The sequence below is a fragment of the Pedobacter immunditicola genome (genome assembly GCF_037482985.1).
Classification (GTDB): domain Bacteria; phylum Bacteroidota; class Bacteroidia; order Sphingobacteriales; family Sphingobacteriaceae; genus Pedobacter; species Pedobacter immunditicola.
Genome location: NZ_JBBHKC010000008.1, coordinates 201,125 through 217,782 on the forward strand (window position 1 = coordinate 201,125; position 16,658 = coordinate 217,782).

At 40.0% G+C, this 16,658-nt stretch carries 21 protein-coding genes; 14 read left to right on the forward strand and 7 right to left on the reverse strand.

Annotated features, from left to right (window positions below):
- Positions 1-7: 7 nt before the first annotated feature.
- Positions 8-664, reverse strand: coding sequence for a YceH family protein (locus tag WG905_RS15470; protein ID WP_339592646.1), 657 nt, complete (start codon positions 662-664; stop codon positions 8-10).
- Positions 665-766: 102 nt separating this feature from the next.
- On the opposite strand from WG905_RS15470, the gene WG905_RS15475 reads away from it, so the two are divergent.
- Together WG905_RS15475 and WG905_RS15480 are read left to right on the forward strand one after the other, a co-directional pair.
- A complete protein-coding gene (locus WG905_RS15475) occupies positions 767-1,249 on the forward strand; it encodes a CinA family protein (RefSeq protein WP_339592647.1) in 483 nt (160 codons plus the stop codon).
- A gap of 204 nt (positions 1,250-1,453) precedes the next feature.
- A complete protein-coding gene (locus WG905_RS15480; RefSeq protein ID WP_339592648.1) occupies positions 1,454-2,062 on the forward strand; it encodes a hypothetical protein in 609 nt (202 codons plus the stop codon).
- Here WG905_RS15480 and WG905_RS15485 read toward each other — a convergent pair.
- The 3 genes from WG905_RS15485 to WG905_RS15495 form a co-directional block, all read right to left on the reverse strand.
- Positions 2,055-2,966, reverse strand: a complete 912-nt coding sequence (locus WG905_RS15485; RefSeq protein ID WP_339592649.1) for a serine hydrolase — start codon at positions 2,964-2,966, stop codon at positions 2,055-2,057. The genes WG905_RS15480 and WG905_RS15485 overlap by 8 nt on opposite strands.
- Positions 2,967-3,129: 163 nt before the next feature.
- Complete coding sequence (locus WG905_RS15490) at positions 3,130-3,456, reverse strand: DUF3276 family protein (RefSeq protein ID WP_339592650.1); 327 nt, start codon at positions 3,454-3,456, stop codon at positions 3,130-3,132.
- Between the two features lie 69 nt (positions 3,457-3,525).
- A complete protein-coding gene (locus WG905_RS15495; RefSeq protein WP_339592651.1) occupies positions 3,526-5,316 on the reverse strand; it encodes an ABC transporter ATP-binding protein in 1,791 nt (596 codons plus the stop codon).
- A 113-nt stretch (positions 5,317-5,429) separates the two neighbouring features.
- On the opposite strand from WG905_RS15495, the gene WG905_RS15500 reads away from it, so the two are divergent.
- The 8 genes from WG905_RS15500 to WG905_RS15535 all read left to right on the forward strand — a co-directional run bounded on the left by WG905_RS15500 (position 5,430) and on the right by WG905_RS15535 (position 11,042).
- Positions 5,430-6,518, forward strand: coding sequence for a Glu/Leu/Phe/Val family dehydrogenase (locus WG905_RS15500; protein WP_339592652.1), 1,089 nt, complete (start codon positions 5,430-5,432; stop codon positions 6,516-6,518).
- Between the two features lie 102 nt (positions 6,519-6,620).
- Positions 6,621-7,517, forward strand: coding sequence for a transcription antitermination factor NusB (gene nusB, locus WG905_RS15505; protein ID WP_339592653.1), 897 nt, complete (start codon positions 6,621-6,623; stop codon positions 7,515-7,517).
- Between the two features lie 3 nt (positions 7,518-7,520).
- Complete coding sequence (locus WG905_RS15510) at positions 7,521-7,964, forward strand: DUF1573 domain-containing protein (protein ID WP_339592654.1); 444 nt, start codon at positions 7,521-7,523, stop codon at positions 7,962-7,964.
- A 24-nt stretch (positions 7,965-7,988) separates the two neighbouring features.
- Positions 7,989-8,303: a preprotein translocase subunit YajC gene (yajC, locus tag WG905_RS15515; RefSeq protein ID WP_431844525.1), complete on the forward strand. Its 315-nt coding sequence runs from the start codon at positions 7,989-7,991 to the stop codon at positions 8,301-8,303.
- Between the two features lie 71 nt (positions 8,304-8,374).
- Positions 8,375-9,322, forward strand: a complete 948-nt coding sequence (locus WG905_RS15520) for a CdaR family protein (protein WP_339592655.1) — start codon at positions 8,375-8,377, stop codon at positions 9,320-9,322.
- Entirely contained in the window at positions 9,322-9,921 is a 600-nt protein-coding gene (gene coaE / locus WG905_RS15525; RefSeq protein ID WP_339592656.1) for a dephospho-CoA kinase, read from the forward strand. The genes WG905_RS15520 and coaE overlap by 1 nt, the downstream gene beginning before the upstream one ends.
- Positions 9,918-10,856 (forward strand): MBL fold metallo-hydrolase, encoded by a 939-nt coding sequence (locus WG905_RS15530; protein WP_339592657.1) that lies wholly within the window; start codon positions 9,918-9,920, stop codon positions 10,854-10,856. The genes coaE and WG905_RS15530 overlap by 4 nt, the downstream gene beginning before the upstream one ends.
- Positions 10,857-11,042, forward strand: a complete 186-nt coding sequence (locus WG905_RS15535) for a C1orf53 family protein (protein ID WP_339592658.1) — start codon at positions 10,857-10,859, stop codon at positions 11,040-11,042. It abuts the gene before it with no gap.
- Here WG905_RS15535 and WG905_RS15540 read toward each other — a convergent pair.
- Genes WG905_RS15540 through WG905_RS15550 form a run of 3 tightly spaced genes read right to left on the reverse strand, consistent with a single transcriptional unit; the run spans position 10,989 to position 13,005 of the window.
- Positions 10,989-11,714, reverse strand: coding sequence for a ZIP family metal transporter (locus WG905_RS15540; protein WP_339592659.1), 726 nt, complete (start codon positions 11,712-11,714; stop codon positions 10,989-10,991). The genes WG905_RS15535 and WG905_RS15540 overlap by 54 nt on opposite strands.
- Positions 11,714-12,277: a phosphatase PAP2 family protein gene (locus tag WG905_RS15545; RefSeq protein ID WP_339592660.1), complete on the reverse strand. Its 564-nt coding sequence runs from the start codon at positions 12,275-12,277 to the stop codon at positions 11,714-11,716. The genes WG905_RS15540 and WG905_RS15545 overlap by 1 nt, the downstream gene beginning before the upstream one ends.
- Positions 12,274-13,005 (reverse strand): class I SAM-dependent methyltransferase, encoded by a 732-nt coding sequence (locus WG905_RS15550; RefSeq protein WP_339592661.1) that lies wholly within the window; start codon positions 13,003-13,005, stop codon positions 12,274-12,276. Before WG905_RS15550 ends, WG905_RS15545 begins: the two co-directional genes overlap by 4 nt.
- A 122-nt stretch (positions 13,006-13,127) precedes the next feature.
- On the opposite strand from WG905_RS15550, the gene glmM reads away from it, so the two are divergent.
- The 4 genes from glmM (at position 13,128) to WG905_RS15570 (ending at position 16,601) form a co-directional block, all read left to right on the forward strand.
- Positions 13,128-14,516, forward strand: coding sequence for a phosphoglucosamine mutase (gene glmM / locus WG905_RS15555; RefSeq protein WP_339592662.1), 1,389 nt, complete (start codon positions 13,128-13,130; stop codon positions 14,514-14,516).
- Between the two features lie 4 nt (positions 14,517-14,520).
- A complete protein-coding gene (locus WG905_RS15560; protein ID WP_339592663.1) occupies positions 14,521-15,669 on the forward strand; it encodes a cysteine desulfurase family protein in 1,149 nt (382 codons plus the stop codon).
- Positions 15,670-15,754: 85 nt separating this feature from the next.
- Positions 15,755-15,985 carry a hypothetical protein gene (locus WG905_RS15565; protein WP_339592664.1) on the forward strand — a complete coding sequence of 77 codons (231 nt, stop codon included), beginning with the start codon at positions 15,755-15,757 and terminating at the stop codon, positions 15,983-15,985.
- A gap of 49 nt (positions 15,986-16,034) precedes the next feature.
- The gene (locus WG905_RS15570; protein ID WP_339592665.1) at positions 16,035-16,601 is read left to right on the forward strand and encodes a GNAT family N-acetyltransferase; all 567 of its coding nucleotides are present in this window, start codon (positions 16,035-16,037) and stop codon (positions 16,599-16,601) included.
- The last annotated feature ends 57 nt before the right edge of the window (positions 16,602-16,658 follow it).

Here is a 16,658-nt window from a genome sequence, read left to right on the forward strand (position 1 = left end):
ACGCCAATCAGGAATTCATTAACAGGTTAACCATCTCTTTTAGATCTTCGAGTTCCTGTTCTAATTTTTGCACCCTTTGTTCAAGTTGTGCATTTACCTCTGTATTGGGCGGTGCAGGTTGGAAAATCTCTTCCTCCTGTATTTCCTGGAGTTTGTCGCCACCTAAAAGCTGCTGGTAACGTACTTCTTTCTGGCCTGCTTTTTTTCCTATTTGCTTCACATAGGGCGGTTCATCAGTCGCAAGTTTATGCAGGATTTCCTGTACCTCTTCAATACTTTCAAAATCTGACATTCTCGCTGCGTTGGTATTGATCTCTCCCGGGGTCAACGGGCCACGTAATAGCAACAGGCATAAAATGCTGAGTTCCTTGGGAAGGAGTGGATATTTAATGGCGAGGTTATGTTTGTATTTTGTGCTGCGGTTTCCTGCGCCGGTCGCAGTGCCCACCAAACCTTTAACCTTTAAAGTATTTAAAGTTAGTGTTACGGTTTCTTCATCATAATTAACCACAGGATTTCTGGAGGTTTTTTGATTGCAGGCGAGCATAATGGCATTGATACTCATTGGGTAATAGTCAGGTGTTGTTTTACTTTTTTCTATCAGGACACCCAATATTCTTTGTTCAGCAGCGTTAAGTATAACCAATGGTTTTATGTCTTCCATGTCGCTAATATAAAAATGATCTTTAAAACTTTAAATATTTTAGCGTGTTAAGGTAAACATAAATCAAAAATTATAACAAGAACGATAAATAAAAAAACACTTATGCCATCAGCTATAGTAAAGGAATGCAGTGAACTTTTAAAAGATGAGAATTTGAAAATTTCATTCGTTGAAAGTGCTACTGCAGGAAGAATTTGTTACGAATTTTCTTTGACAGAACATGCAGGTAAATTTTTGAAAGGAAGCCTCGTGTGTTACGATGCAGACGTTAAACAAGATCAATTGCAAGTGCAGCGATCACTTATTGATACTTACACACCGGAGTCTGCTGAGGTCACCGAAGCCTTGACCGAGGGAGCGAAAACAATAGTTCCATCTGACATTTATGTGTCTGTAACAGGATTAACTACCCCGGGAGGAAGTGAAACAGAAGAGAAGCCGGTGGGCACGATGTTTATCCATGGGAGATTCAAGGATAAAGTTTTTACAGACAGAACCGTTTTTCCAGGGGGGCCAGATGAAATTGTAATGCAAACCGTAGATCGCGTTGCTTTTTTAATTATCCGGGCAATAAAGTCTGCGTAAATGCGTATTATATACGAGAGCGTTAATTAGATGGCGGGGATATGGTTTTGATAACTGTATCCCCGTTTCTTTTTTATTTTCCAGGGATGTCCTTAAACGCTCTTTTGAAACTATTAAAGCTGCGGTCACCGATCAATAACTTTACAAATATGTTGATACTAAGTTTTTTTATTTGCTACAAAGTATCTAGCTTTAAGTTCAGGTATGAAAGAGAAAGAAAGGGATAACGAGGAAATATTACTCGGAATGGTGTCTCATATCCTGGGTTTCACCATAAGTGAATTTTGTAAGTATGGCTATTCACTTGCTTTCGAGCGAGAGTTATCGGATTTAAAAGGCTTAGTGAAGGTTGATTCAATCTATGAAAACGATTTTGAGATATTGGAATCTTTAGATGATCCTGCCGTAAATGTGCTGCTGAATTCTGTAAATAAGGTCATTAACCACGTCCAGATCTATTTCATGATCAATAGTCTGGATGAAGTAGAGGTAATGATGGATCGGGAATTCCATCAACATGCTTCTGACAACTTTCATTATTATATAAACGATGGTAGTGGCACAGATTACAAGATGCTGTTATTGGATACACATGACCTTTATTTTTCTGTGATGCACTTGATTTTCCATACTGCCTATCAACTGCGCTTAAAGGAAATCGATTTACCGGATGAAATATTCGATACTTTTTATTTTGATTTTTTAGATGTACTGGACTGTAATGCAGAGACAGAAGATAAAAACATACAATTGTTATACGACTTAATTGTGAGTTTGAATGATGATGCCATTGCCTTAAGTCGCCTTACCTGAACTTTTCCATGCCTGTTGCGGGTTGCCAGCCATAGTCAGGTTCATAATAATTCCACAACATTTTACTTAACGCTCTGATCAGCTCCCAACCCTCGTTTTCACCTTTCCAGGAAGTGTCCTGCTGATTCTTGGTGGCAATGCAAAATACATAATCTCCATGAGGAGCATTCACCAATACGACTTCAGACCGCGCCTCATCAACAGCACCTGATTTTGATGCTACCTGAATATAAGGGGGGATTTGCGATAACGCTACATCGTCATAATAGATACGGATCAGGTTTCTATAGATCCTTTCCGAAGCCGCGGGACTAATCAGCTGTCCATTTCTGATCATGGTGACCAGGTTGGCCATTTCTCTTGGGGTGGTTTGGCCCCAGCCATATTTTTGTTGATTTGCTACCCTGCCAGGCGTACGAGAATTGACCCTGGTATTATTCAAACCCATATTTTCCATCAGGTTATTGATCTCGGTACCTGTGCCCGCCAGACTTTGGCTCCATAAACTGGCGGTGTTATCACTGGTCGTAATCATGAGCATCAGCACCTTACTTAAGGCAATCTTCTCACCGTTTTTAAAACTTCCCAGGATATCTTCCCCAGCATAAAGCAAGCTGTCTTTGTAAGTCAGGATAGTTTTATAGTCGAGTTCATTCTTTTCAATTTTACTGAAAACACCGGCAGTAATGGGTACTTTAATCATGCTCGCGGTGGGGAAAATGGAATCCGCCTTAAAACCGGCCACTTTCCCTGTTTTTAGGTTTTTTACATAGATGCCAACATCACCTTTAAAATCTTTTACCAGTTCGCGCAGCAGCTTGTCTAATTTCTTGTCCTTGCGCTCCTGTCCCTGGACGGCTAGCGTTAAAAATGCAATGACTAGCGTAAAAAGGATCTTCTTCATCAGGATATAATTAGTTTATTAACGGTGGTTGAAGTTAACTTAAGCTTATAGTGGATCTAGGATGGATCTACCTTGAATTATTTTATTGCTTTTTGTAAGCTGACAAATAAATCCGGGTGAAAAAAAAAGCCCCTGAAAGGAGCTTTAAGATTTCATTTTTTGTTTAAAATGAAAAGTCGTCGTTTGTTTTCGCACCAGTTCCTTCATGGTTTTCAGAAAACTCATATCGTTTTTCAACCACTTCCTGGTGATTTTTAATATAATCAACGGTTTCGTTTAATCCTTCTGCAAATTTCTCAAAATCCTCTTTGTACAGAAAGATCTTATGTTTTACAAATACACCATCTTCTAATCTTTTTTTACTTTCCGTTAAAGTCAAGTAAAAATCTCCTGAACGCGTTGCTTTTACATCGAAAAAATAAGTTCTTTTACCTGCCCTTACTTTTTTAGAAAACACCTCTTCTCTCTCTTTGTTGTCAAATTCTCCCATGGTTGGTACTGATCTTGGTTTTTGGTTCAGGTAAATTAAAGCATTAATTATTAAACTTCAAAATACTAATTACATAGAATTATTTTCCTCTTCCAGTAATTGATGCTGATACATGTCCTTATAGGTGCCATTTAAGTCTAATAATTCTTGGTGTGTACCCTGTTCCACGATCTCTCCATTGTCCAGGACCATAATTACATCCGCATTTTTAATAGAGGAAATCCGGTGTGCAATCAGGATGCTTGTTTTATCTTTCATGATCCTGCCCAGGTTATTTAAAATTTCTTCTTCTGTTTTCGTATCCACAGCAGAGAGGCAGTCGTCAAATATTAATATTTTAGGTTCTTTAATGAGGGCCCTGGCAATGGATACGCGTTGTTTTTGTCCCCCTGAAAGGGTAATTCCCCGCTCGCCAAGCATGGTTTCGAATTTCAGCTCAAAGTCCATGATGTTGTGGTATACGGCAGCACTTTTTGCCGCCTCCATCACATCCTCTTCCACTACTTTATCCAGTCCAAAGGCAATGTTGTTTCTGATGCTATCAGAAAACAAGAAAACTTCCTGTGGCACAAAGCCTACCTGGTTTCTAAATACATTCAGGTTGAGGTTTTTCAAGGCATGTTGATCCACCAGGATCTCTCCGCTATCGGCATCATACATGCGCATGATCAGGTTGGCTAAAGTAGATTTGCCAGAGCCTGTTCGGCCAATAAGGGCTACAAACTGACCTTTTTTAATGTCGAAACTGATGTTTTTTAACGCCTGGATACCGGTATCGGGGTAGGTGAAGTTTACATTTTTAAATTGTATGCTGCCTTCAAACTTAGGGATGACCACTTCTCCGGAAACGATATCAGGCTTAAGCTGCAAAAATTCATTGATTCTTTTTTGCGATGCCGCGGCGCGTTGAATGAGTGTGGTGACCCAGCCAAGCATACTTACAGGAAAAGTTAACTGGTTAACATATACAATAAACTCTGTGATGTTACCGGCAGTGATGGCCCCATTCATCACCTGTTTGCCACCAATGAAAACGGTGAAGATGGTGCTCAGGCCAACCAACAACAAAATAGTGGGATAAAAAACTGCCTGAACCTTGGCAAGGCTCATGGAATTATGCTTGTAGGCATCACTTTCTTGTGCGAATATGGCTTTGGTATGTTCTTCTCTCACATAAGATTTAATCACCCTGATCCCGGAAAAACGCTCCTGTACAAAACTTGATAGGGTAGATAGCTGCTCCTGGATTCTTTCACTCTTTTTATTAATCATGGTATTCACGAAATAAATAGTAATGAAAAGCAGCGGGAGCGGGAGCAGGCTATAGGTGGCCAGCGTGGCATTTACCGAGTACATATAAGAAATGATGAGCAGGAAGAGTACTATCGTGTTGATGGCGTACATGATGGCAGGCCCTACATACATCCTAACGCGGTTTACATCCTCAGTGGCCCGGTTCATTAAATCGCCGGTATTATTTTTCCTGTAAAAACCGAGGCTCAGCTCCTGGTAATGCGCATAAATCTCATTTTTCATGTCAAATTCTATATGCCTTGACATCAGGATCAGTGTTTGTCGCATGAAAAACAGGAACAAGCCCCTGAGCATATACAACAAAATGACCATTGCCCCGAAATAAAAAAGACTGTAACTGAAAATATCATAGATGATGGCTTGTCTGTTAAATCCTGAAAATAAGGTGTATACCTGTATGTTTTCGATAATGAGGTTAAAAGCATGACCGATCACCTGAGCCGGGATCACTGCGAAAATATTGGAGATGATGACGAATAAAATCCCGGGTATAATCCTCCACTTGTATTTGAGGAAGTATTTATTTAAAAAACGCAGGTGCTTCATGTGCATGTAAAGTTATACAAATCGGCTTGATTATTTTATACACTTTAGTGGAAAGAAGGTAAAATAACGTTTTTTTATGCTAGTTTTGCCCCATATCTGATAAATACATGTTTATGTCTGGTAATAGCCCCGTTGTAACTTCTGTTTTAGATCAATTAACCGCACTAGGTCATAAAAAGGTTGTTTTTTGCAATGACCCGGATACTGGGTTAAAAGCCATTATTGCAGTACATGATACAACATTAGGCCCTGCTTTGGGAGGTACAAGGATGTGGAATTATGCTTCTGAAGCCGAGGCTTTGGAAGATGTCTTGCGTTTATCCAAGACCATGACTTATAAAGCAGCCATTACCGGTTTGAATTTAGGTGGGGGCAAAGCGGTAATCATTGGTGATTCCAGACAAGGTAAATCTGAAGCCATGATGCGTAGTTATGGCCGCTTCATTAAAAATCTGAACGGAGAATTTATCACTGCAGAAGACGTGGGTACCAATACACGGGATATGGAATTTATCAGGATGGAAACCAGCCATGTTACCGGTGTTCCTGAGTCCATTGGTGGGGCAGGGGATCCTTCTCCCTATACTGCAAAAGGTGTTTACCTGGGTATTAAAGCCTGCGTAAAAGAAGTTTTCGGAACAGATATGCTTGCCGGAAGATCAGTGGTGGTACAGGGAATAGGCAATGTCGGTGAGCATTTAGTAGAATTACTAAGAAATGAAAACGTAGAAGTTTTCATTAGCGATATTGACGACGAACGTTTGCAATATGTGGCTGCAAAATATAAAGCCAAGCCAGTTGATGCGGATAAAATATTCACCATTGACGCAGATATTTATGCACCATGTGCTTTAGGGGCTACTGTAAATGATCGTACTATTCCAAAAATGAAGTTTGCTATAATTGCGGGATCAGCGAACAACCCACTGGCAGATGAACAAAAACATGGTCAGTTGTTGCTGGAGAAAAACATTTTGTTTGCACCGGATTACCTGATCAATGCTGGTGGACTGATCAATTGTTATTCAGAACTAACAGGCTTTGGTAAAAAGCGCAGTATGCAACTTACAGAACACATTTATGATGCAACAAGAAATGTGCTCAAAATGTCTAAGAAAGAAAATATACCTACTATACAGGCCGCAAACCGCATTGCAGAACTTAGGATAGCAGATATCAAAAAAATTAAATCGTCGTTTTAAAAATAAATAAATAATCAGGTAAATTTACCACTCGTTCTTACATTCATGTTAAATAGAAGGCACTTAAGAATTAAAGCTTTGCAAAACATTTTTGCCTGGCAAATGACAGATAAAAAAGATCTGGAATCATCAAAGAAAGCATTGATGAAAAGCATTGATGACGTATATGAAATGTACGTACGGATGCTTGCTCTTTTATCTGAGATCACGGAATATACAGCTATTGATGCCATCGAAAGATCCAATAAGCATTTCCCTACCGCAGAAGATCTGAACCCCAATCAAAAATTATTGCACAACAAATTTATTGTGTTGCTGCAACAAAATCCAGATTTCCAGGCTAAAGTCAATAAATACCAGATCAACTGGCATGCTGACCCTGAGTTTATTAAAACTATTTTTAATAAATTAAAGTCCACGCCAGAGTATAATGCCTATTTAGCGGCTGAAGACAATGAAGGACTGGAGGAATCTAAAGAAATCATTAAATTTATTTTCAGGAAGATCGTTCTTAAAAATCAGAATGTAATTCAGGATTTTGAAGATAAATTTATCAATTGGACAGTAGATAAAGAGGTGATGCAGGGTATGGTGGCAAAAACCATCAAGAACTTTACTTCTGAAGACGCTTTCGTCAATAAATTGACGCCAATTAGTCCGGATTGGAAAGAAGACAGTAAATTTGTAGCGGATTTATTTGTTCATACTTTAAAAAACAACAATAAATACCAGGAGTTAATTGCAGAGCGTACCAAAAACTGGGAATCTGAGCGTATTGCACTAATGGATACCATTCTCATGAAGATGGCTATCTGTGAACTGTTGAATTTCCCTTCCATCCCTGTGAAGGTAACCATTAATGAGTACCTGGATTTATCAAAAGATTACAGTACGCCTAAAAGTAATTCGTTCATTAACGGTATATTAGATAAAATATTAGGTGATTTAAAACGTACCGACAGTATTAAGAAAATCGGTAGGGGATTAATAGAAGAATAGGATATGAATAAAATTTTTATGATTGCTTTGGCCGGCGTAATTTTTACTTCCTGCCAGCAAAATACGGCTCAGGAAAGCAATGAAGCCGCGACTACCGAAATTGCTGCTTCCACAGCAACGCCATCTGCGGATGCACCGGTATTGACTTTCGAAAAAGGAAGTCATGATTTCGGAAAGATCAAACAAGGTGAAACTATTCAGTATGATTTCAAGTTCAAAAATACTGGTAAAACACCATTGATTATCACTAACGCTACAGCCACTTGTGGTTGCACCGTGCCTGAAGTCCCAAAAGACCCGATTTTGCCTGGAGCAGAAGGCTCGATCAAAGTGGTATTCGACAGCACCGGGAAAATGGGCATACAGGACAAAATAATTACTGTGACCTCTAATGGTAATCCTGCAATTAATGAAGTGCACATCGTAGGCGAAATAACACAATCCTAAATTTAACTAAACAAAAAAAAGAATATGATAACATCAGTAGTAATTTTACAAGCACAGGGCGGTGGTATGTTAGGCACTTTAGTGCCTATGGTATTAATCATGGTCGTGTTTTATTTTTTCATGATCAGACCTCAGGTTAAGAAAGCTAAAGACCATAAAAAACTAATCAGTGAATTACAAAAAGGTGATAAAATTGTAACTACAGCCGGTATACATGGTAGAATTGTAGACCTAAATGAAACTACATTTTTAATTGAAGTTGAAGGTGGTACAAAGATTAGATTTGATAAAACAGCGGTATCGTTTGATGCTACAAAAGCAGTTTCACCAAAAGCATAATTTGCCCTATAGAAATTGAGCCGCTTCCGCAATGGAGCGGCTTTTTTTATTAAATTTGTTTACATTACACTATGCCGATCATCAAATTAACAAACATTGAACGAAAACGCTTCCTGACTTTAATTGTCTGTCTGTTTTTGGCGGTGGCTGGTTGGCTTTTCCTGGCATTAAATAACAAATACATTTATACGGCAGAGACCGTATTGGTTTATAAGAACTTTCCTCAAAAAAAAGCTTTTCACCCTTTACAATCCGATACCGTTGACCTGCAGGTAGAAGGCACAGGCTGGCAGTTGTTGTTCGCCAGGCTCAGAATAAAACCACAATCCATTGCCATCAACCTTGAAAAACTGAATAACAGAAATTATATTCTTTTTTCAGAGCAGTTAAATAGTGTGAATAACCAGTTGCTTACCGCGCAGAAAGTAATTTCTGTTAGACCTGACACGCTGTACTTTGATTTTTCTGCACGGACGGTAAAGAAGGTGCCGGTGCACCTGGTTTCAGATCTGGAATTCAATCAACAGTATGGAGTTTCAGCTGATGTGGTGATCAAGCCTAGTCATGTTACCGTTTCGGGGCCTTTGAAAGAGCTTAACAAAATCGACTCCTGGAAAACAGATACGTTAAGAAATAAGGAAATTCAAAGTTCTATCAAAACCAGGGTGGCTATGAATCAAAGTCATTTTAAGAATGTAAGCATTTTTCCGGGTAGCGTAGAAGTGTTGGTGCCTGTTGATGAGTTTACCGAGAAAACTATGGAGGTTCCTTTAAAAATCATCAACAACAAAGAATACCATAATGTTAAGCTCTATCCAAAAAAAGTTACCATTACCTTTATGGTGGCGCTTTCCAGTTATAAAAAAGTGAATGAGGACCTGATTGATGCTGTAGTAGATATGCAGGAATGGAAATTATCAAAACATGAGCAACTACAAGTGAGGCTTACCCGTTTCCCTGAATATTGCAAGCTCATCAAAATAGTACCCTCAAAAGTAGACTTCATCATAGAAAAATAATGCTTAAAATAGGAATAACAGGCGGGATCGGTAGTGGTAAAACGACGATATGCAGGGTTTTTGAAGTGCTGGGAATCCCGGTGTTCTACGCCGATGTGGTCGCAAAGCAGATTATGGTTACCGATGAAATCCTGATGGACGGCATCAAAGAATCCTTTGGCATGGAGAGCTACCTCGCCGATGGTATTTTGAACAACAAACACCTGGCGGGGATCGTATTTAATGATACCATTGCCCTTGAAAAGTTAAATGCCCTGGTGCATCCGGCCGTGTTCCGTGCTTTTGACCGTTGGGTAGCATCAGTGCCGCGATCATGCCCTTATACCCTTAAAGAAGCTGCTTTATTGTTTGAAAGCGGATCTTACAAAATGTGCGACTATAATATCCTTGTCACTGCGCCGCGGGCGAGTAAAATAGCCCGCGTAATGCAGCGTGATGGCGTCACAGCAACACAGGTACAGGCGCGCATGGATAAACAATTCACGGATGAGCAGAAATTGAAACTGGCGGATTTTCAAATCAAAAATGACGAAAGTTCCTCCATCATTTTGCAGGTATTAGACCTGCATGAGCAATTTATAAATAGAGTAACTAAATGATATTAGCAGATTTTTTAGTGCAAAGCCCCGTTGGCTTGTACTGTGTGTATGGAGATTTCTATTTAGACCCCAAAGTTCCTGTAAAGACGGCCGTCATTTCCCATGCCCATGGTGATCATGCTTTCCCTGGAAATGGAGCAGTTTACTGTACTAAAGCCACTTCCTTGTTCATGAAGCACCGGTACAGGCAAAACGCCGCCAAACAGTTTTTTCTGATGGATTATAAGACTTCCTTTACCATCAAAGAGGTGGAGCTCAGCTTTATTCCCGCGGGCCATATGCTGGGTTCTGCTCAGGTAATGATGACCTACCAGGGAATCAGGTATCTTTATACTGGTGATTTCAAATTACAGGAAGATGCCACCTGTGAACCCTATGAGTTTGTTAAAGCGGATGTGCTGATCACAGAAACCACCTTCGCTCATCCCGATACCCAGCATCCTTTACCAGCTGGGGAGATGATGAAGTTAAATGCGACCAGCGCCAATGTGATGCTCGGTGCCTATGTGTTGGGTAAAAGCCAAAGGTTAATCCATTTGATCAATCAATATTGTCCTGAAAAAAGAATATTAATCCACCACAGTGTCTTTCCTTTTCTTCGAATCTATGAGCAGGAGGGTATTAATTTTGGTCATTATGAACTTTTTGATAAAAAGGTGATGAAAAGCCATGGCAATATCATTTATATCGTTCCCCCAATTGTCTACAACAGCAATGTCAAAACCCTGAACGTGGTGAAGGTATTTGCGACGGGCTGGAAGGATTTGCAAAGAGCCAACCAGATTCAATTGTATGTGTCAGACCATGCAGACTGGCTCGATATCATATTGACGATTTCCAAGGTGGAACCATCCCAGGTGTGGACCACCCATGGCAGTGGCCATGCCCTTAAAGCTCATTTTGGAGATCATTTAATGGTGAAAATGCTGAATTAAATGGAAGAGGGAACAGATTACTATTTTAACGAGCAGGGTTTAATGGTTTTCACTGAAGTTTACCATTTGAAAAGGGGTTCGTGCTGCAAAAATAAATGCAGGCATTGCCCCTGGAAATACGGAAGAACAAAATCAGTGGCCGTGACTGGCGCCATAAAACCCGATCAGGGCAACGGCAACACCTAATAATACGGCGACCATTTTACGGTTGTTTACCTTGTGGTCTACACTGGATTCGAACAAGATGGTGGTAGATATATGAAGGAAAATACCAATCACAACACCCATCATTTTATTATAATAAGCAGCCAGGTTTCCGATGCTGCCATCACTTAAACCATTGCTCACATAAAAGCCTAAAGGAGCCATAATAGCGAATATAGCCACATAAAAAAGGATGTTGACCTTACTGAAGCTGCTGTGTTTCAGAATGCTGGCCAGGGCAAAAGCTGCAGGGATATGATGCAACGAAATACCGAATATTAATTCATTGTGCTGATCTTTTGCCAATGGCATACCTTCCAGAAAGGCATGCAGACATAAACTGATCATGATGCCATAAGGAAAAACATGGTTATGGTCATGTTTGTGCATGTGCCCGTGTTCCACACCTTCAGAAAACTGTTCCAGAAAAAGTTGTAATAGGAAGCCTACTAAAATAAAAACTCCGATTTCATGCGCATCAGCCCCGCTGTAAGCATCAGGAATAAGGTGTAATACGGTAATGCCAAAAAGGTAGGCTCCACTAAATGATAGGATAAGTTTTAGCAATTGCGACTTATCACTCTTTACCAGGAAGATGGATGCGCCCCCAATGAAGGCAGAGAAGAATAATACTAGTAATTTCCAAATCTCCATTATAGGTAATGTTGTAGTTTTTTATAAAGTTTTGAGGTAAACAGTGCGATAAGTATACCGAGAATCGCACCCGCAAAAATGTCTAATGGATAATGGACACCCACATAAACCTGTGCAAAGGAGATGATAAAAGCCCATGCGATGCCGAGGGGTAAAATGGCTTTCCAACGATCATAGAATACCAGGATCAGAAATACCGCAATGGCAAAGTGGTTGGTGGCATGCGCAGAAGGAAAGCTTTTTCCAGATCCGCAATGCACCCGTGGGATAATGTCTGTCCTGAGGTTAATATCGTTGCAAGGCCTTACTCTCGCCACATTAGGTTTAATAATTCTGGAAGCAACCATGTCTCCGATAGCAAAAGTGAGCAATAAGGCGCCAACCAGCAGAATACCTTGTTTGCGGTATTCCTTAATGCAAAAGATAATGATGAATAGATACAGCGGTGCCCAGAAATAACGGTTACGCATGAGTGGCATAAGCCAATCAAAAAAGGAATTAGCCAGCCCCCTGTGTATCTCTAAAAAAAGATCAGTATCAAACTGCAATAGGGATTCCATCATATCTTCTTGCAGACCATAATTAACCTGTCGGATTTATTTTCATCAAAGGGATTCAATGCATAATCACCGAATTTTTCCATCAACTGCAGACCGCTTTTTTCAAGCATTCTCTCAAAATCTTCGATCGTAAAGGCTTTCACCCTTTCCTCAAAAGCGTAATCTTTGCCTCTGTGTTCGAAATTGATATGTTTGATGATCTTTCCTTCTGAAACAAACTTCTTGATGTTAAACTCAATGCCTTCCATCGTTTTTACTTCTTTTGAAGTCAGGTTTCTTACGATTTTCAAGGTGTTAAAATAATCAATCACCAACGTCCCGTCGTCTTTTAAACCTTTGCGGAAAGATGTTAAAGAGTTGACACTGTCTCTTTCGGATTCAAAGTAGCCGAAACTCGTGAATAGATTAAGGGAGATATCGAAATAATTAATGTAAAAGAGCTTGCGCATGTCATGAACAAAAAAATGAAGGTGTTTTTGTTCAAATTGCTGGGCATACTTGATATTCTGCTCAGAAAGGTCCACTCCGGTTACATCATAACCCTTTTTTTGCAGGTAAGTGGCATGCCGTCCTCTCCCGCAAGCAATATCTAAAATCCTTGAATTAAGTGGAGGTTTCAAATAGGTGGAAAGATTATCGATCAGGAATTCAGCTTCATCATCATTCCGTTGACTGTAAAGAATATGATAATAAGGTGAATTAAACCAATACTGAAACCATTTACGCTGCATAAGAGCCGGAATTTTGTGTTTTAAGAAAAAGCAAAGATAGTATTTTGAACAGCATCCGGTAGGATTAATTATGCGAGCGCTTAAATTTTTGTTAAATTTGGGCCTATTTAAAACAACCGACTTTGACACTCATAAAATCTATCTCTGGAATCAGGGGAACCATCGGCGGAATTGCCGGCAACGGGTTAACTCCAATTGATATTGTTAAATTTACTGCTGCTTACGGCTCATGGGTTATTACAAAAACCAACATCAGGAAAATAGTTTTGGGCCGTGATGCCCGTATTTCCGGTGAAATGGTGAATAATCTTGTCATTGGAACCTTACAAGGCCTTGGTATAGAGGTTATTGATTTAGGGCTTTCCACGACACCGACTGTAGAAATTGCTGTCCCATTGGAGAATGCTGGCGGAGGAATCATTCTTACCGCAAGTCACAATCCAAAACAATGGAATGCATTGAAATTGCTGAATGATAAAGGGGAGTTTATCAGTGACACTGAAGGAAAGGATGTACTTGACCTTGCAGAACGTGCTGATTTTTCCTTTGCTGAAGTTGGCCAATTGGGTAAAGTAGTACAAAATGATACCTATCTGCAAAAACATATTGACGCAATTCTTGCCTTACCATTAGTAGATGTGGAATTGATCAGGAACGCAAACTTCAAAATTGCCATCGACTGTGTAAATTCTACAGGCGGCATTTTTGTTCCCGCGCTTTTAAAAGCCCTGGGCGTAAAAGTGATCCATGAATTGTATTGCACGCCAGATGGTCATTTCCCTCATAATCCTGAACCTTTGCCAGAGAACTTAACAGAGATATCCAAAGTGGTGCAAAGTAAAAATGCAGACTTAGGGATCGTTGTTGATCCGGATGTTGACAGGTTATGTTTCGTTTGTGAGGATGGGTCTATGTTCGGTGAAGAATATACCCTGGTTGCCGTTGCAGACTATGTGCTGCAAAACACGCCAGGCAATACAGTGTCTAATTTATCTTCTACCCGTGCATTGAGAGATGTAACAGAAAAAGCTGGTGGTCAGTACAACGCTGCAGCAGTTGGTGAAGTGAATGTGGTTAACAAAATGAAAGAAACCAATGCGGTGATTGGTGGTGAAGGAAACGGTGGAATCATCTATCCTGAACTGCATTACGGAAGAGATGCCCTGGTAGGAATTGCATTGTTTTTAACACACCTGGCGAAATTCGGAAAGTCAATTTCCTTATTGCGCAGCAGCTATCCGAACTACCATATCTCTAAGAATAAAATTACCCTTACCCCTGAAATGGATATTGATGCACTATTGCTGAAAGTTCAGGAACAATACAAAACGCAACCCAACAGTACCATTGACGGGTTGAAAATAGAGTTTGATAATGAGTGGGTGCATTTAAGACGTTCTAATACTGAGCCTATCATCAGAATTTATAGTGAGGCTCAGAATGAAACTGTGGCAGAAGGTCTGGCATCCAAAATCATCTCAGACATCAAAGAAATATTAAAATTGAATTAAACTAATGAACAGAATTTATTTAGATAATGCTGCCACCACGCCGCTCGACAAGGAAGTCATAGCTGAAATGGTTAATGTAATGGATAACTATTATGGAAATCCATCTTCTATCCATGCCCAGGGGCGTGAGGTAAGAACATTAATTGAGAAGGCGCGTAAAACGGTTGCCGGCTTATTAAATGCTGTTCCTGCGGAAATATTCTTTACTTCGGGAGGTACCGAAGCAGATAATACGGCCATCAGATGTGGCATTGCCGCTTTTGGTATCAAACATGCCATTACTTCAAAAATTGAGCACCATGCTGTAGAGCATACCTTTGATCATCTCCTTAAAACAGGCGTGATCGATAAAATCAGTTATGTCAATATTGATGCAAAGGGAAATGTGGATTACGAACACCTGGAAGAGCTTTTGAAAACAAACGAACGGTCTTTTGTGTCCCTGATGCATGCCAATAATGAGCTGGGTACCTTGACTGATATCGTTCGTGTAGGTGATATTTGTGAAGCTCACAACGCCATTTACCATTGTGATACCGTGCAAACCATGGGGCATTATAAACATGATGTAAGAAAGCTGAAAGCGCACTTTATCGTTTGTGCAGCGCATAAATTACATGGTCCTAAAGGTGTAGGCTTTTTATATGTGAACCATAGCATTAAAATCAGTCCGATGATTTATGGAGGTGCACAAGAGCGCAATATGCGTGGAGGAACAGAAAATGTATATGGGATAGTGGGTTTGGCGAAAGCATTGGAGATGGCCTATGAGAAAATGGAAGAACACCAACACCATATCCAAAGCTTAAAGACTTATTTAAAAGAGAAGTTGCAGGCTGAAGTCCGTGGAATTACTTTCAATGGAGAAACGGATCCTGAAAGCAGTCTTTATACTGTTTTGAATGTATCCTTCCCTGAAATGGATATGGGCGATATGCTGCTGTTTAACCTGGATATCAATGGTATTTCTGCTTCTGGCGGAAGTGCTTGTTCTTCAGGATCCAGCATTGGTTCACATGTGCTTACCAGTATTGCCGCAGATCCGGGAAGGCCTTCCATCAGGTTCTCCTTCAGTAAATATAACACCACAGCAGAGCTGGATTATGTGGTAGAAAAGGTAAAACATATTGTGGAGCAGAACGTAGGTGTTTAAGTGCATCTGCGATTGTAACAGAACATTTTGAAGGTTGAGGTGTTATTCTGGTAATTAATCGAGTTATTGTTCATTTAAATTTAAGATGATGATTACACCAGAAAATAATCCGGAAAACAATAGAGACGAAAAGGACGAAAAAAGAAAAACAATTTATAAAGAAACTCAAGACAGGGGCGAGGATGACAAAGATCCGGGAGAATCATCTTCAGCGTCTGATATAGGCAGGACTGATTTTATAAAGAAGGGCGAAAGAAAACATAACCCCTTGGGCTCAGGCCATGAACCAGGCACCACCCCGGGAAGTAATATCTGATGAAACCTGTTAAATAAAACAAAAAGCTTAGCCGAATCGGCTAAGCTTTTTGTTTTATAGCGCAACTTCCATTGAAAGAACAAATATAACCATTGACTATATTAAATTAACAGATGGAAGCTTGCCCGAATTGTCCTTTATCAAGGAGCTTTACGAGGAAGCCTTTCCTGTACAGGAAAGAAGAGACTGGTCGTCATTACTGGGCCTGTTAAACCACTCGGACATGCAGGTAGATCTCCTTGTCGCAGAGGGCAGTCCTATTGGGTTTATTATCTTGTGGAAGATCCAGGATTGGCGATTTATTGAACATTTTGCAGTCTCTACTAAAGTTAGGGGCAAAGGTTATGGAGCAGAAGTAGTGCGTTACTACCTGGGAATCTTTGAAGGTAGATTGCTGCTGGAAGTAGAGCCGGCAATTACCAGGGATGCCTGCAGAAGAATCGATTTCTATAAAAGATTGGGTTTAAGCTTAATCAATGTAGTTTATCGGCAACCTTCCTATATTGAAAATGACCTGAGCTATCCAATGCATTTAATGGGCACGCAGAGTTTAGTGCCATACGATTTTCAGGAATTAATAGCAGAGATTAAAAATAAGGTATATAAAAAAAGCTGATCAATTTTATCGATCAGCTTTTAAATTATTTATAGTGGAGACAAAGCTTATGATAGC

What these genes read in the sequence shown, in the direction of transcription:
- WG905_RS15470 (WP_339592646.1), bottom strand. Translation starts at nt 664, where the DNA reads ATGGAAGACATAAAACCATTGGTTATACTTAACGCTGCTGAACAAAGA.
- WG905_RS15475 (WP_339592647.1), top strand. Translation starts at nt 767, where the DNA reads ATGCCATCAGCTATAGTAAAGGAATGCAGTGAACTTTTAAAAGATGAG.
- WG905_RS15480 (WP_339592648.1), top strand. Translation starts at nt 1,454, where the DNA reads ATGAAAGAGAAAGAAAGGGATAACGAGGAAATATTACTCGGAATGGTG.
- WG905_RS15485 (WP_339592649.1), bottom strand. Translation starts at nt 2,966, where the DNA reads ATGAAGAAGATCCTTTTTACGCTAGTCATTGCATTTTTAACGCTAGCC.
- WG905_RS15490 (WP_339592650.1), bottom strand. Translation starts at nt 3,456, where the DNA reads ATGGGAGAATTTGACAACAAAGAGAGAGAAGAGGTGTTTTCTAAAAAA.
- WG905_RS15495 (WP_339592651.1), bottom strand. Translation starts at nt 5,316, where the DNA reads ATGAAGCACCTGCGTTTTTTAAATAAATACTTCCTCAAATACAAGTGG.
- WG905_RS15500 (WP_339592652.1), top strand. Translation starts at nt 5,430, where the DNA reads ATGTCTGGTAATAGCCCCGTTGTAACTTCTGTTTTAGATCAATTAACC.
- nusB (WP_339592653.1), top strand. Translation starts at nt 6,621, where the DNA reads ATGACAGATAAAAAAGATCTGGAATCATCAAAGAAAGCATTGATGAAA.
- WG905_RS15510 (WP_339592654.1), top strand. Translation starts at nt 7,521, where the DNA reads ATGAATAAAATTTTTATGATTGCTTTGGCCGGCGTAATTTTTACTTCC.
- yajC (WP_431844525.1), top strand. Translation starts at nt 7,989, where the DNA reads ATGATAACATCAGTAGTAATTTTACAAGCACAGGGCGGTGGTATGTTA.
- WG905_RS15520 (WP_339592655.1), top strand. Translation starts at nt 8,375, where the DNA reads ATGCCGATCATCAAATTAACAAACATTGAACGAAAACGCTTCCTGACT.
- coaE (WP_339592656.1), top strand. Translation starts at nt 9,322, where the DNA reads ATGCTTAAAATAGGAATAACAGGCGGGATCGGTAGTGGTAAAACGACG.
- WG905_RS15530 (WP_339592657.1), top strand. Translation starts at nt 9,918, where the DNA reads ATGATATTAGCAGATTTTTTAGTGCAAAGCCCCGTTGGCTTGTACTGT.
- WG905_RS15535 (WP_339592658.1), top strand. Translation starts at nt 10,857, where the DNA reads ATGGAAGAGGGAACAGATTACTATTTTAACGAGCAGGGTTTAATGGTT.
- WG905_RS15540 (WP_339592659.1), bottom strand. Translation starts at nt 11,714, where the DNA reads ATGGAGATTTGGAAATTACTAGTATTATTCTTCTCTGCCTTCATTGGG.
- WG905_RS15545 (WP_339592660.1), bottom strand. Translation starts at nt 12,277, where the DNA reads ATGATGGAATCCCTATTGCAGTTTGATACTGATCTTTTTTTAGAGATA.
- WG905_RS15550 (WP_339592661.1), bottom strand. Translation starts at nt 13,005, where the DNA reads ATGCAGCGTAAATGGTTTCAGTATTGGTTTAATTCACCTTATTATCAT.
- WG905_RS15560 (WP_339592663.1), top strand. Translation starts at nt 14,521, where the DNA reads ATGAACAGAATTTATTTAGATAATGCTGCCACCACGCCGCTCGACAAG.
- WG905_RS15565 (WP_339592664.1), top strand. Translation starts at nt 15,755, where the DNA reads ATGATGATTACACCAGAAAATAATCCGGAAAACAATAGAGACGAAAAG.